The sequence below is a fragment of the Phenylobacterium sp. genome, from assembly GCF_030693405.1.
Classification (GTDB): Bacteria; Pseudomonadota; Alphaproteobacteria; order Caulobacterales; family Caulobacteraceae; genus Phenylobacterium.
Map to the genome: position 1 here is coordinate 22,202 of NZ_JAUYAW010000047.1, position 14,254 is coordinate 36,455.

The following is a 14,254-nucleotide window of genomic DNA, read 5'->3' on the forward strand; positions in this document are numbered from 1 at the left end:
CCGGCCTGCGCCTTCCCTTAGGCGATGGGCCTTGGCGCCGGTGCGACGACGTGGCATCGGTCGCCGCACAAACGTCTTGTGGTCTGGTCTTTCGTTCCGTCGCCCATCCAAATGGGGACGCGCTCGGGCGGGGTCGCACGGCGATCTCTTTGATATTGCTAGGTTCGCCGGTTTAGCTCAGCTGGTAGAGCAGCGGTTTTGTAAACCGAAGGTCGCGGGTTCGAGTCCTGCAACCGGCACCATTTCTTCGTCCCCAGGCGATATCAAGACAGAGGACGCCCGCGCCGACCGGCGCTGGCTCACCACCGGAAAGAGGATTCCGATGTCATTTCCCGCCACGCACCCGGCGCTTAGCCGGGCGCTCGAGGCGCAAGGCTATGCGACCCCGACCCCCGTCCAGGCTGCTGTTCTTGACGCGCCCGAAGGCCGCGACCTGCTGGTCTCGGCCCAGACCGGATCCGGCAAGACCGTCGCCTTCGGCCTGGCCGCAGCGACCACCCTGCTGGGTGAAGCCGAGCACTTTGAATACGCCGCGGCCCCGCTGGCCCTGGTGATCGCGCCGACGCGAGAACTGGCCCTTCAGGTCAGCCGCGAACTGGAGTGGCTCTACGCCCACGCCAAGGCCCGGGTGGTCACGTGCGTCGGCGGCATGGACGCCCGGCGCGAGCAGCGGGCGCTGGCCGCCGGCTGCCATATCGTCGTCGGCACCCCTGGCCGCCTGCGCGACCACCTGGAGCGGGGCAATCTCGACCTCTCGGCCCTGAAGGTCGCCGTCCTCGACGAGGCCGACGAGATGCTCGACCTGGGCTTCCGGGAGGACCTGGAGGAAATCCTGGATTCCACTCCCGTGGAGCGCCAGACCCTGCTGTTCTCGGCCACTATCGCCAAGGACATCGTCACGCTCGCCCGCCGCTATCAGCGGGAAGCCACCCGGATCGACACCACCCGGCGGGACGAGGCCCATGGGGACATCGCCTATCGCGCTGTCCGCGTGGCCCCTAACGAGGTCGAGAAGGCCGTCGTCAACCTGCTGCGCTATTACGAATCCCCCGGCGCCCTGATCTTCTGCGCCACCCGCGAGGCGGTGCGTCACCTCTATGGCGCCCTGCGCGAGCGCGGCTTCTCGGCCGTCCAGCTGTCGGGCGAGCTGAGCCAGAAGGAACGGGCCGACGCCCTGCAGTCCCTGCGCGATGGCCATGCCCGGGCGTGCGTGGCCACCGACGTGGCCGCCCGCGGCCTCGATCTGCCGGACCTTGGCTTGGTCATCCATGCCGAACTGCCGGTGAACAAGGCCGGCCTCCTGCACCGCAGCGGCCGCACCGGCCGGGCCGGGCGCAAGGGCGTCTCGGTCCTGGTGGTGCCCTATACCCGCCGCCGCAAGGCCGAGCAGCTGCTCGCTTCAGCTGGGGTCGAGGCCGAATGGGTCGGGCCGCCGTCCGGCGAGGAAATCCGCCTGCGCGACCAGGAACGCCTGCTGGCCGACCCGATGCTGAACGAGGCCCTGACCGGCGAAGACCTGACGCTCGCCCAGAAGCTGCTGGCCGAACGCGGCGCCGAAGCCGTGGCCGCGGCCCTGGTGCGCCTGCACCGGGCGCGGATGCCGGCGCCGGAAGAGCTGTTTGACGACGTCCGCGACCGCTCGCCGTCGGAGGCCCGTCCCCCGCGCCCCGAGCGTGGCCCGCGGCCCGAGGCGATCAGCGACGGCGTCTGGTTCCGCATGCCCATCGGGCGCAGCAAGAACGCCGATCCCAAGTGGATCCTGCCGATGATCTGCCGCCTGGGTCACGTGACCAAGAAGGACATCGGTCAGATCCGCATCTTCGACCGCGAGACCAAGTTCGAGATTTCCAAGGAGGCCGAGAGCCGGTTCCGGGAAGCGGTCAAGGCCGCCGGGCCGAACATGGAAATTCCGGTGGAGGCGAGCGAGCCCCCCGGCGCCGCGCCGCCCCGTCGCCCTGGCCCGCCCCGCGGCCGTCCGGAAGGCGGCGACGCCCGTCCGCCGCGCCGCGACTTTGGCCCGCGTTCTGAAGGCGGCGACGCCCGCCCCGACCGCGGTCCGCCCCGGGATCGTCCCCGCGGCGACGGCCCGCCGCCCCGGGGCCCGCGCACCGGTCCTCCGGGCGCAGGCTTCGCCGGCCCCAAGGGTCCTAAGAAGCCCTGGGACCCCACCGCGCCCAAGGGCCCCAAGGGACCCGGCAAGCCCCGCAAGCCCCGGGACTAGACCCGATCAGGCGACCTGCGCTCAGGCATTGAGCGCAGGTCCCTTATAGCTGTCGCGCAGGTCCTTCTTCAGGACCTTGCCGATGTGGCTGCGAGGCAGATTGTCGATCAGCACCACATCAGCCAGGCGCTGGGTCTTGCCGACCCGGGCGTTCAGCCAGGCCTTGATGTCGTCCGGCGTCGCTGTCTTGCCCGGGCGCAGGGTCACATAGGCCACCGGCGTCTCGCCCCAGCGGTCGGATGGCACGCCGACCACGGCCGATTCCAGCACGTCCTCATGCTTGGCCAGTTCCAGCTCCATGTCGCTGGGATAGATGTTGAAGCCGCCCGAGATGATCATGTCCTTCTTGCGGTCCATGAGCGTCAGGAAGCCGTCCTCGTCAAAGCGACCCACATCGCCCGTGCGGATGAAGCGCAGGCCGTCTGGGCTGTACCACTCGGCGTCGCGGGTCTTGCCCGGCTGGTTGTGGTAGCCGACCATCATCGCGCCCGAGCGGCCGACCACCTCCCCCACCTGGCCCTGAGGGACCTCCTTGCCGTCCTCATCGATCAGCCGGATGTCGTGCCCGTTCATGGGCTGGCCGACCGTGTGCAACTTGTCGGGATGCTCGTGGGCCACCAGCATGCAGGAGCCGCCGCCCTCAGTCATGCCGTAGAACTCGATCAGGCCGCCGGGCCAGCGCTTCAGCACATCGGCCTTCACCTCCGGCGAGAACGGGGCCGAGGTGGAGAATTTCAGGACAAAGCTCGACAGGTCATAGGTGTCGAAGTCCGGCCGCTCCATGATCCGGCGGTACTGGACCGGCACCAGCATGGCGTGGGTGGCCCGGTGCTTGGCCGACAGCTTCAGGAACTTCTCGGCGTCGAACTTCGGCATCAGGACGGCCGTGCCGCCATTGCCCAGGGTGGGGAGGAAGCTGACCAGGGTGGTGTTCGAATAGAGCGGCGTCGAGATCATGGTCACCGCATCGACCGAGTAGATGCCCCGACGCACCTGGCCCCAGCGCATGGCGTGCGGCTGGACGATCCCCTTGGGCGTGCCGGTGGTCCCGGAGGAATAAATGATGTTGAACGGGTCGTTGGGCCCGACTTCCACGGCATGGGGCGTGGCGCCCTCGGCCGCCAGCCAGTCCTGGAAGGCGACCCCGGCCGAGGAGCCGTCCAGGGCCACGCGCTTGGCCTTGATCTGATCGGCCACCGGCTCCAGCAGGGCGGCGACTCCCTCGTCGAGGAAGAAGACCTTGGCCCCGCAGTCGTTGAGCATCATTACCAGGCTGTCGGCCGTGGACGACGGCGCCAGGGGCGCAGCCGCAGACCCGGCCCGCAGGGCGCCCATGAAGACCGCGGCATATTCCAGCGAGGTGGTGGCGCAGATGGCTGCGGCCTCGTTGGGACCCACCCCGTCGCGCTGCAGGGCCGCGGCGATGCGGTCCATCAGAGTGTTCAGCCCGGCATAGTCCAGGGTGCGCTCGCCATCCACCAGGGCGGGATGGGTCGGACGATCGCGCCCTTGGGCGGCGATCAGCGCAGAGAGGGTCCCGAAGTCCTGGGCCATGAGTTCTTCGGTGGTCATCGGCGCGTCCCTTTCCCGGATGTGTTTTCGGGAGTGGGCATATCGCGGAAGTCCGCCGGGCGGCAACCGCGCCGGCTTGCGTCTCAGCCGTTCCAGCGTCGGACGCGGCCGACATCCACATGGACGAAGTCGGAGCCTGGATAGTAGCCGACGCCCCCGGCCTGCAGCCCCCAGGCCGCATCCCGCAATCTGGCGAGGTCGACGCCGGGCATACGGATGTCCATGGCCAGGCCGTCCATGTGCAGGCTGCGCTTGGCGACCCCGCCGCTGCCCGACTGACGCAGGGCCTCATTGGTGCGCGGCGAGCGGTAGCCGGAGATGACCTGGACCGGCTGGGCGCCGAACTCCGCCTGCAGGCTGGCCACAAGATCGAGGAGCCCCGGCGCCATGGCGTGGGTCTCACCGGTGCGATGGTCACGCAGCACCCTGGCCAGGCCGGCCAGCGCGTCCTTCACATAGGCGCCGGCCTCCCAGTAGGTGGCCGCCAGGCGCTCGCCGGTGTGCAGGTTCAAGACCGAAAGGTTGCGGGGCGCAGGGCTCGTGGCCAGGGCTGGCGTCGCCAGGGGCAAGGTGAGCGCGGCGCCGAGGAGGACGCGTCGGTTCAGAGACATGGGACTTCTCCTGGAGCGCCAAGCCTAGCAGGCCCTAGCCCGCTGAGGAGGCGCATTCGCTCTGTGGCGGCACCATGTCGCGGCCAAGCTGCGCCAGGGCTTGCCGTTGCAGGGCGGCGGTGAGCTGAGCGTCCCAGCCATAGGGATCGGGCAGGAGATAGAGACCATCTTCGTCGACCAGAGCGGTGTTGTAGACCACGAACACCGGAACCGGCTGCGCCAGATCGACCCGCCGGGTCTCGCCCTGGAGGATGGCGGCGTCGATGGCCTCTCGTGTCCAGCCCTGGCTGGCCAGCAGCAGGGTCGCCAACTCCCGGGGCTTTTCAAGGCGCATGCAGCCGTGGCTGAGGGTGCGGACAGGCCGGGCGAACGCCGCGCGGCCCGGCGTGTCGTGCAGATAGACGCCGAACGGGCTCGGCATGTCGAACTTCACCTGGCCCAGGGAATTGTTGGGTCCTGGCCGCTGCTGCAGGCGGCCATCTCGATAGATGAAGTTGTTGCGCGCCAGATAGCCCGGGTCCCGCGCGGCCCGGGGCAGGATCTCGCCCTGGGCGATGGAGGATGGCACGTTCCAAGGGGGATTGAGGACCACCGTCTCGATCCGCGAGGCGAACATCGGCGTCTTGTTGGAGGCCGCGCCGACGATGATGCGCATGTCGAGGGCGGCCGCGCCCTCGATGAACAGCGCCGCACGGGCCGCGCCGACATCAGCCTCGATCCGGGTGGCGGGCAGCGGACGGGGCAGCCATCGCCACCGCTCCAGATTAGCGTCGATCTGGGCCAGCCGCGCCTGGGCGCCTACGTTCAGGGCCGCAAGGGTGGCCGGACCGACCACGCCATCGGGCTCCAGACCGCGTAGGGCCTGATAGCGGCGGACCACCGTCTCAAGGTCTGTGTCATAGACGATCGGCGACCTTGCCGTCGCCGTGACCGCTGCGGGAGCAGCCAGCGCTTCGAACCCCTCCGCCGCCAGCCGCGCGCGCAGGGCCTCGACCTGGGGTCCCACATCCCCGGGACGCAGGACGCCTGCGGCGGGCAAGGTCCCCCAGCCGCCGGCGGCGACCTTGGCCGCATAGTCGCGCCGCGCCGCCGCAAGACGACTGTAGCGGGGATCAGCGGGCGAGAGGCCGGCGATCCAGGCCTCCACCGCGCCCTGCGCCTGGGCTGTGGCCCACTCCGCTGGAACGTCCCGACGGGCCGGCGTCAGCGTCCAAAGGGGATTGATTTCGATCGGCCGGTTGAGACGTCCCGACTCCCGCTCCGCGTAGGCCAGCAGTTCGGCGACAAGCTCATCGGAGCCGATGGGACCCGCGAGCGCAGCGGGCGGCTCAGGGGCCTGGCGCAGAAGGTCGAGCACGGCCGCCCGCTCAGGGACGGTCAGCGGGGCGGCCGCGGCGCTCACGGCGCTGGAGATCAGGAGGATGGCGGCGCACAGAGGAAGCCAGGTCATCCCTTACGCTAGAGCATTTTCCGAGAGGTGTGACGCGGTTATCGGATCAAAAAAGCTCTAACTTCATGATTTAGAGCCCTTTTAATCCGATCTGAATGAAACAATCAGATCGGAAAGGGATCTAGCACGCCGCCGAGCTGTCCCGGTTTCAGGCCTGAGCCATCTCGCGCTTCAGGCGGGTGAGGGCCAGGCCTACGGCGCTGGAGGCGGCCGCATAGGCGCCGCCGCTTTCCAGCATGGCTCGGGCCTGATCGGCCTGGCGGCGATTGATGACCTCGGCCACGCGACCGGCTTCCCGGTGGAATTCGGCATGGCGCTGCAGGCTTTCCTGATAGGCCGGGCGGGTTCCCAGCAGCCGCTTGGCGTCGCCATGCAGCCACCGGCCAAGCTCACAGCAGTTGTCAGCCTGGATGCTGGCCGCGTCGAGGGTGTCGCCGGTCTCAATGGCGGTGCGCAGCTTGATCTTCCATTCGGCATGGGCGGCTACGGCATGGTCGAGATTCATGGGGTTTCGTCCTCCGACGTGAGCATGCCGCCTTTTGCGGCTGAGGCATCTTTTGAGGTTTGCAGGCCTAACAAAGCTTCACCGGTGCGCCCCGCCTGATGGGCTAGGCCGTATGGCCAGGGCAGCGCTCGCAAGGGCCTCACCCCGCGCCTTTCCTGGCCGCCCACGGCGCAAGCGCCATTGCATGGCGCGGGGACTGGGCTAGCTTGCCGCCACAATTCGCAAGGGGCGCGCATATCCAAATGCTTCATCCATCCAAGCTGGCCCTGGCGGCCACCTGCCTGCTCGGACTATCGGCCTGTGGTCAGGGCGGCGGAGAGGCCTCCACGTCGGCCGAGGCCGCCAAGGCCCCGGCGGCCCAGCCGACGGCCGCCGAGCAGCAGGCCCTGCTGGCCGCCCTCCCCGCCCCCTACAACACCGGCGACCTGGAGAATGGCCGCCGGCAGTTCGGCCTCTGCCGGTCCTGCCATACGGTCGCCGAGGGCGGCCCCAACCTGACCGGCCCCAATCTCCATGGGGTCTTCGGCCGCAACGCCGGCGCCGTGGAGGGCTATCGCTATTCCGAGGCCCTGCAGACGGCGGGCTTCACCTGGGACGCCGAACGCCTCGACGCCTGGCTCGCCAACCCGCGAACCTATCTGCCGGGCAATCGCATGACCTTCGCCGGCCTGGCTGATGCGAAGAAGCGGCTGGATCTCATCGCCTATCTGAAGGTGGAGTCTGGCTTCGCCGCATCTTCCACGCCTGTGGCGACCGAAGCCGCCCCTGCGGCGGAGGCAGACCTCTAATACGCGCGAAACGCGTGTTTTTGGTCTATGCAATCTTGACGGTCGCCCGTCAGACGCCCACCTTGGGTGGGTCGAGATTGCATTGCATCTGTCGATCCCGATGACCGCTCCTGGACCCCGGCCCAGGAGCACCCCCAATCCTGACGACTTGGCCTTCCTCCCCTCGGGAGGAAGGCCTTTCTTTCTCAGCGATTATTCGGCGGCGTTGGCGACCCTGGCCTGCTCGGCCTCTTCGAAGGCTTCGATCCGCCGAGCCATGTGCTCCGGCGACTTCGTGAAGCGGGCCAGCAGGTTGTAGAAGATCGGCACGATGAACAGGGTCAGCAGGGTGGCGAAGATCGCCCCGAAGAAGATGACCACGCCGATGGTGCGACGGGCCTCGCCGCCAGCCCCACCCCAGACGATCAGGGGGACAGCCCCGGCCGCCGCCGAGATCGAGGTCATGATGATCGGCCGCAGGCGCAGGGTGGCCGCCTCGATCACCGCCTCGCGAATGGACAGACCCTCGTCGCGGAGCTGGTTGGCGAACTCCACAATGAGGATGCCGTTCTTGGCGGCGATGCCCACCAGGATGATCAGTCCGATCTGACTGTAGGTGTTTATGGTGGAGCCGGCGACCAGCAGGCCAAACAGCCCCCCCAGGGCCGCCACCGGGACAGTGAGCATGATGACGCCGGGATGGATCCAGCTTTCGAACTGGGCGGCCAGAACCAGGAAGACCAGCAGCAGGGCCATGCCGAAGGCCAGGCCCACGGCCCCGCCCGCCTCCAGATAGTCCCGCGCCCCGCCGCCCCACAGCACCGCCACGCCTCCGGGCTGTTTGGCCACCTCGGCCTCGAAGAAGGCGATGGCGTCGCCGATCGTGTAGCCGGGGTTCAGCTGGGCCGTGAGATCGATGGACCTTGACCGGTCGGTCCGTTCGCGATCGGGGGTGTCGCCACGAACCTCTGTGGTGACCACCGAGGCCAGCGGGATGACGGCGCCGGAGTCTGACCGGACATAGAGGTTGTTCAGATCCTCCTGGCTCATCCGCTGATCGCGGTTGGTCTGCAGGATGACGTCGAACTCGCGGCCGTCGCGGATATAGGTCGTCACCCGCCGCGAGCCGAACATGGTTTCGAGCGCCCGGCCCACCGCCTGGGTCGAGACGCCGAGCGCTGCGGCCTGTTCACGGTTGATCGTCACCAGCAGCCGCGGCGAGGTGGGCTCGTAGTCCATCCGCACCCGGGTCAGGCCCGGATTGTTCTCCGCCGCAGCCTGGATCGGCCGCAGCCAGGCGGCGATCTGTTCGTAGTCGGCGCCGATGGCGACCAGGTCGACGCTGTTGCCTTCGCTGCCGCGCAGAGCGGGACGGACAAAGGCTGTGGCCCGCACCGAGGTGATCGCGGAGAACTCCTTGTTGAGCTGGGCCGCCAGCTCATTGGAATCCATCGCATCGCGTCCCTCGCCGACATTCACATTGGCGTTGGCCGTGTTGTACTGCAGGCCGCCGAACCGGGGCATGGAGATGAGGTAACGGGACACTGTCCCCTCCTCATAGAGCTCCATCAGGCGGGCCTCGATCTGCTTGGCCGCCTCGAAGGTGTAATCGTAGCCCGCGCCCTCCGGACCGGAGATGGAGATATCGACCCGGCCGCGATCCTCCTCCGGCACCAGTTCGCTCGGGAGGTACCGGAAGACGCCAAAGGCCGCCACGGCCAGAACGACGACGAGCACGCCAGTCGCCCAGGTGGCGGAGCGGCGGCCGAGCAGGAAGTCCAGGGAGGCATGGTAGGAGGCCCGAAGCCGCATCATGGCCCCGTCCACGGTGCGGGCCACATAGCCCTGACCCTGGGCCGGCCGCAGGAGCAGCGAGGCCAGCATCGGAGACAGGCTGAGCGCCAGCAGGGATGAGAAGGCCACCGCCGCGGCGACCGCCACGGCCAGTTCCACGAACAGCCGGCCGATGTAGCCCGGCAGGAACATCAGCGGCGCGAACACCGAGATCAGGACGATCGTCGTCGCGACCACGGCGAAGAACACCTGACGGGTGCCCCGCTGGGCCGCCACCGGGGCGGGCTCGCCCTCGTCGATCCGTCGCTGGATATTCTCCACCACCACGATGGCGTCATCGACCACCAGACCGATGGCCAGGACCAGGGCCAGCAGGGTCAACAGGTTGAGCGAGAAGCCGAGCGGCGCCAGGACGATGAAGGTCGAGAGAATGCAGATCGGGGCGACGATGGTCGGGATGATGGCCGCCCGCCAGGTGCCCAGGAAGATGAAGTTCACCAACCCGACCACGGCCAGGCAGATGGCCATGGTGTACCAGACCTCCTCGAGGGCGTGCCGGGTGAAGATGGTGAAGTCCACCGCCACGTCGAGCTTCGTGCCCTCCGGCAGGCCGCGGTTCAGTTCCGGCAGGATGGCCCGGACGCCGTCCGAAATTTCGAGATCGTTGGCCTGGGACTGGCGGGTGATGGGGATGCCCACCTGATCGCGGCCGTTGGAGCGGAACATCCGGCGCCGCTCGTCCGCCTCCTCCGACACCCGGGCGATATCCCCCAGGCGGGTGACGTAGCCGCCGCCCTCGGCGGTGCGGACCGGCAGGTTGGCGAATTCCTCAGGGGTGGAATAGCCGCGGGCGACGCGGATGGTGAAGTCCTTGGCCGCAGACTCCAGGGAACCGGCCGGCAGCTCGAGGTTCTGCGAGTTCAGCGCGGTCTCGACGTCGTTGACCGTGATGCCGCGCGAGGCCATCGCCTGGGGATCGAGCCAGATGCGCATGGCGTAGTTCTGGGCGCCGCCGACGCCGACCTGGGCCACGCCCGGCACGGTGGACACGCGCTCGACGATGTAGCGCTGGGCGTAGTCCGTCAGCTGCAGCCGGTTGAGCGTGGTCGAGGACAGGGCCAGGAACATGATCGGCTGGGCGTCGGCGTCAGCCTTGCGGATCTGCGGCGGGTCGGCCTGCAGCGGCAGGTTGGCCGAAACCCGGGAGACGGCGTCACGCACGTCGTTAGCCGCGGCGTCGAGGTCGCGGCTGAGCTTGAACTGAATGTTGATACGCGAGGAGCCGTCCCGCGAGCCGGAGGTCATCCGGTCGACGCCCTCGATCCCGGCGACCTGGCGCTCGATGACCTCGGTGATCCGCTCTTCGATCACCTCAGACGAGGCGCCCCGGTAGTCGGTGCTGATCGAGATGACCGGGGGATCGACCGCCGGCAGTTCCCGGACCGTCAGCTGGGTGAAGGAGGCCAGGCCGACGACGCAGAGGATGATCGAGGCGACGGCGGCGAAGACCGGGCGGCGGACGGAGAGGTCGGAGAGCGTCATGCGCCTGGCCGTTCGCTGGCGACCTGCACACGTGCCACATCAGCCGCATCCAGGGTTTCAGCCACCTGGACGGGTTGGCCGCCGGTCACCTTGTTGACGCCGTTGGCGACGATCCGGTCCCCGGCCGCGAGGCCGTCCCGGATCTCGACGAAACCGTCCTGGCGGGCGCCGGAGACCACCGGGCGCTGCTCGGCCCGGGTGGGCCCCTCGCCTTGAGAGATCACAAAGACGAAGGCCGATGCGCCCTGCACGGCGAGCGCCGCTTCGGGGACGGCCAGGCTTTCGCGTTGCCCCCGGGACAGGGCCACGCGGATCATCATGCCGGGCTTCAGATAGCCGTCCGGGTTGGGGAAGATGGCCCGGGCGGTGATGGCGCGGGTCGCCTCGTCCACCCGGGTGTCCAGGGTGTCGATCCGCCCGGTGATCACCATGTCGGGATAGACGTCGGTCCGGGCGCGGATGGTCTGGCCGGCGGCGAGACCGGAGAGATAGCGTTCAGGCACCTGGAAATCGACGCGCACCGCCGAGAGGTCATCCAGGGTGACGATAGCCGCACCCGGGTTGACCAGGGCGCCGGGCGCGATGTCGGTCAGGCCGACTACGCCGGCGAAGGGCGCGCGGATAAGCCGGTCGCCCTGACGGGCCTGGGCGGCCGAGAGATCGGCCTGGGCGGTGAGGTAGGCGGCTTCATGCTCGTCCACCGCGGCCTTGGAGGCGAAACCGCGTTCAGCCAGGGTGCGCCAGCGCTCCAGGGTCCGCTCAGCCTGGGCGACCCGGGCGCGGGCCTGCTCGACCCCGGCATTCTGTTCGGCGTCCTTCAGCTCCACCAGAACCGCGCCCTGGGCCACATACTGGCCGTCGGTGAACCGCACCCGCTCGACCAGCTGGGTCGCCGCTGCGGTCAGGGTGACCGACTGCCGCCCCTTGGCCACGCCCAGCAGCTCCACGGTGTCGTTGAAGGTGTGGTTCTGCACCAGGGTCGCGGCGACCGGGACGCCCCCACCCCCGGGTCCGCCTGGTCCGCCCGGCCCCTTGGCCTGTGGGGTGGCGGCGCCGAAGCCCATCCGCAGGCCCCCGACCACCACCATCAGCCCCAGGATCACCAGCGCGCCGACGAGGAAGAAGTGACGTCTCAGCAATGGGGGCTCCGTCGCCCCGGAGATGGAGCGTGTGACAAGCGGGACATGGACTACGGGACTCAGCCTTCAGGCATAGGCTTGGTCTGATGACATAGAGATGGCCATACGTTTCGCGACGGAAACGTATGGCCATTGGTTATAGTGTTCGGGCGCGCGAGCCGAAAAGATGCACGGCGGCGCCTATGAAATTAGCGATCGGCGATCCGGGCGCGGGCCGCCCCCGGTTCGCCGCGGCCTCAGGCGTCGTAGCCGGGCGATTCGCGATCGAGCCGGCGCAGGCAGCCCGGCCAGGCGAGCTTGCCGCCGATGCCCCGAGCGACCTGAGACTTCACCTCGGCCTGGGCGGCTTCCGGGGCGAACAGCACGTTCTCCCGGCCCGCCGACAAGGCCATGACCTGCTGCTTGCAGGCCCGTTCCAGATAGAACATGCCGATCCAGCAGTCAGCGGCGGAGTCGCCCACCGAAAGCGTGCCGTGGTTGCGCAGCAGCATCAGGGTCTTGTCGCCAATGTCGGCCACCAGACGCTCACGCTCGTCCAGGTTCAGGGCGATGCCTTCATAGTCGTGATAGGCCAGACGCGGCAGAACGATCAGGGCATGCTGCGACAGGGGCAGCAGGCCTTCCCGCTGGGCGGCCACCGCGACGCCCTGGTCCGAATGCAGATGCATCACGAACTTGGCGTCCTCCCGGGCCTCATGGATGGCCGAGTGGATGGTGAAGCCCGCCGGATTGATGAAGTAGGGCGTGTCCTGGAGGATGTTGCCCGCAAGGTCGATCTTCACCAGGGACGAGGCGGTGATCTCCTCGAACAGCATCCCGTAGGGATTGATCAGGAAGTGGTGTTCGGGGCCAGGAATACGCGCAGAGATGTGGGTGTAGATCAGGTCGTCCCACCCATGCAGGGCCACCAGCCGGTAGAGGGCGGCCAGCTCAACCCGAGCCTGCCACTCCTCGGTGCTCACCTTGCCTTGCAGCGACATGACGCCAGCAGATCCATCGGCCATGGCGGCCTCCCTTGGTTCTTGTTCTTCGACGCTAAAGTCCTCCCCGCGGTTCCTAGCGTCAAGGGCCAGGACGCTCACCCGTGGCTCAGCGCCCGGCGAACGGCGTCGCGCCAGCGCGCGCGGCCGGCCGCCCGCTCCGAGGCGGACAGGGTCGGCTCAGCAGGCTCGGTGCGCGGCCGGGCCGCTGCGGCGGCCTCCACATCCGGATAGAGCCCGGCCCCGAGGCCTGCGAAGAGAGCCGCCCCAAGTGCGGTGGTCTCCTCATAGCTCGCCCGGGCGACGCTCTGGTGGGTCAGGTCGGCCAGCCGCTGGGCGAACCAGGGGCTACGGGACATGCCCCCATCAATCCGAAGCTCCGTGCCGGCGCCAAAGGCGTCTGGCGCATCGGCCTGCATGGCCTCGATCAGGTCAGCGGTCTGGTAGGCGCAGGCGTCATAGGCGGCGAGCGCGATCTCGGCCAAGCCGGCGTCCCGGGTCAGGCCGGTCAGGGCGCCGCGAGCTTCGGCGTCCCACCAGGGGGCCCCAAGACCGGTGAAGGCGGGCACCAGGACGACACCGTTTCCGGGCCTGGCCTTCCGCGCCAGGGCCTCGGCGGCCGCCGGGCTCTCAATCCCCAGCCCCTCCACCAGCCAGCCAATGGCCGCGCCGGCGATAAAGATGGCGCCTTCCAGGGCATAGGTGGTCTGGCCGCTGATCCGCGCGGCCACCGTCGTCAGCAACCGGGCTTGGGAGCGCGGCGCGTGGGTCCCGGTGTTCACCAGCAGGAAGCAGCCGGTGCCATAGGTCGCCTTCATCTGACCCGGCGCGATGCAACCCTGCCCCATCAGAGCCGCCTGCTGATCGCCGGCGACGCCGCAGATCGGGATCGACCGCCCCAGAAGCTCCGGCAGGGTTTCGCCAAACAGACCGGCGCAGTCACGCACCTCCGGCAGGATGGCGCGGGGGACATTAAACAGCTCCAGCATCGCCTCTGACCAGGCCTGGGCCCGGATATCGAACAGCAGGGTGCGGGAGGCGTTGGTGGCGTCTGTGACGTGGGCGGCCCCGCCGGTGAGCTTCCAGATCAACCAGGTGTCAATGGTCCCGGCCAGCAGCTCGCCGGCCTCGGCGCGGTCCCGGGCGCCGGGGACATGATCCAGCAGCCAGGCGAGCTTGGTCCCGCTGAAATAGGGATCGATCAGCAGGCCGGTGACATCGGTCACATGGTCCTCGACCCCGCGCTGGCGCAGGGACTCGCACGCCTCGGCGGTCCGCCGATCCTGCCAGACCACCGCCCGGTGGACCGGGGCGCCTGTCGCCTTGTCCCAAAGGACGACCGTTTCGCGCTGGTTGGTGATTCCGATGGCCGCCACCTGCGCCATGTCAGCGCCGGCGTCAGCGACAGCCGCGCCCATCACCCGGACCGCCGCCTCATAGATCTCAACGGCGTCGTGCTCCACCCAACCATCAGCCGGATAGTGTTGCGCCAGGGGCGCGGACGCTTCGCCCAGCGCCTTGCCGGCCAGATCGAACAGAATGGCGCGGGTGCTGGTGGTGCCCTGGTCGAGGGCCAGGATAAGGGGGCTGGTCACTTGCATCTCCTCCTGGCGCCAACTGGGCGGCCCCTGCGGCATTTTGGTTGGCCGCGGTTTAAGCATGTTTTCATGTGC

At 68.7% G+C, this 14,254-nt stretch carries 10 protein-coding genes and 1 tRNA gene; 3 read left to right on the top strand and 8 right to left on the bottom strand.

Going from position 1 to position 14,254, the window contains the following annotated elements; all coding sequences use genetic code 11:
• The first annotated feature begins 166 nt into the window (after nt 1-166).
• Nucleotides 167-242, top strand: a tRNA-Thr gene (locus tag Q8N19_RS09895).
• Nucleotides 243-322: 80 nt separating this feature from the next.
• On the top strand, nt 323-2,221 hold the full coding sequence (locus Q8N19_RS09900) for a DEAD/DEAH box helicase (RefSeq protein WP_305590203.1): 1,899 nt from the start codon (nt 323-325) through the stop codon (nt 2,219-2,221).
• Between the two features lie 21 nt (nt 2,222-2,242).
• On the opposite strand, the gene Q8N19_RS09905 is transcribed toward Q8N19_RS09900, so the two are convergent.
• The 4 genes from Q8N19_RS09905 to Q8N19_RS09920 form a co-directional block, all read right to left on the bottom strand.
• Nucleotides 2,243-3,793, bottom strand: coding sequence for a class I adenylate-forming enzyme family protein (locus Q8N19_RS09905; protein ID WP_305590205.1), 1,551 nt, complete (start codon nt 3,791-3,793; stop codon nt 2,243-2,245).
• A gap of 83 nt (nt 3,794-3,876) precedes the next feature.
• Entirely contained in the window at nt 3,877-4,404 is a 528-nt protein-coding gene (locus Q8N19_RS09910; protein WP_305590206.1) for a YcbK family protein, read from the bottom strand.
• A 34-nt stretch (nt 4,405-4,438) separates the two neighbouring features.
• Complete coding sequence (locus tag Q8N19_RS09915) at nt 4,439-5,854, bottom strand: murein L,D-transpeptidase (RefSeq protein WP_305590208.1); 1,416 nt, start codon at nt 5,852-5,854, stop codon at nt 4,439-4,441.
• A 148-nt stretch (nt 5,855-6,002) separates the two neighbouring features.
• Nucleotides 6,003-6,359 (bottom strand): CZB domain-containing protein, encoded by a 357-nt coding sequence (locus tag Q8N19_RS09920; RefSeq protein WP_305590210.1) that lies wholly within the window; start codon nt 6,357-6,359, stop codon nt 6,003-6,005.
• Nucleotides 6,360-6,601: 242 nt separating this feature from the next.
• On the opposite strand from Q8N19_RS09920, the gene Q8N19_RS09925 reads away from it, so the two are divergent.
• A complete protein-coding gene (locus tag Q8N19_RS09925) occupies nt 6,602-7,147 on the top strand; it encodes a cytochrome c family protein (RefSeq protein WP_305590212.1) in 546 nt (181 codons plus the stop codon).
• A gap of 192 nt (nt 7,148-7,339) precedes the next feature.
• Here Q8N19_RS09925 and Q8N19_RS09930 read toward each other — a convergent pair whose 3' ends face one another.
• The 4 genes from Q8N19_RS09930 to glpK form a co-directional block, all read right to left on the bottom strand.
• A complete protein-coding gene (locus tag Q8N19_RS09930) occupies nt 7,340-10,462 on the bottom strand; it encodes an efflux RND transporter permease subunit (RefSeq protein WP_305590214.1) in 3,123 nt (1,040 codons plus the stop codon).
• Complete coding sequence (locus tag Q8N19_RS09935; RefSeq protein WP_305590216.1) at nt 10,459-11,601, bottom strand: efflux RND transporter periplasmic adaptor subunit; 1,143 nt, start codon at nt 11,599-11,601, stop codon at nt 10,459-10,461. The genes Q8N19_RS09930 and Q8N19_RS09935 overlap by 4 nt, the downstream gene beginning before the upstream one ends.
• 236 nt (nt 11,602-11,837) lie before the next feature.
• Nucleotides 11,838-12,605: a class II aldolase/adducin family protein gene (locus Q8N19_RS09940; protein WP_305590218.1), complete on the bottom strand. Its 768-nt coding sequence runs from the start codon at nt 12,603-12,605 to the stop codon at nt 11,838-11,840.
• A 74-nt stretch (nt 12,606-12,679) separates the two neighbouring features.
• A complete protein-coding gene (gene glpK, locus Q8N19_RS09945; protein ID WP_305590220.1) occupies nt 12,680-14,176 on the bottom strand; it encodes a glycerol kinase GlpK in 1,497 nt (498 codons plus the stop codon).
• Between the last annotated feature and the right edge of the window lie 78 nt (nt 14,177-14,254).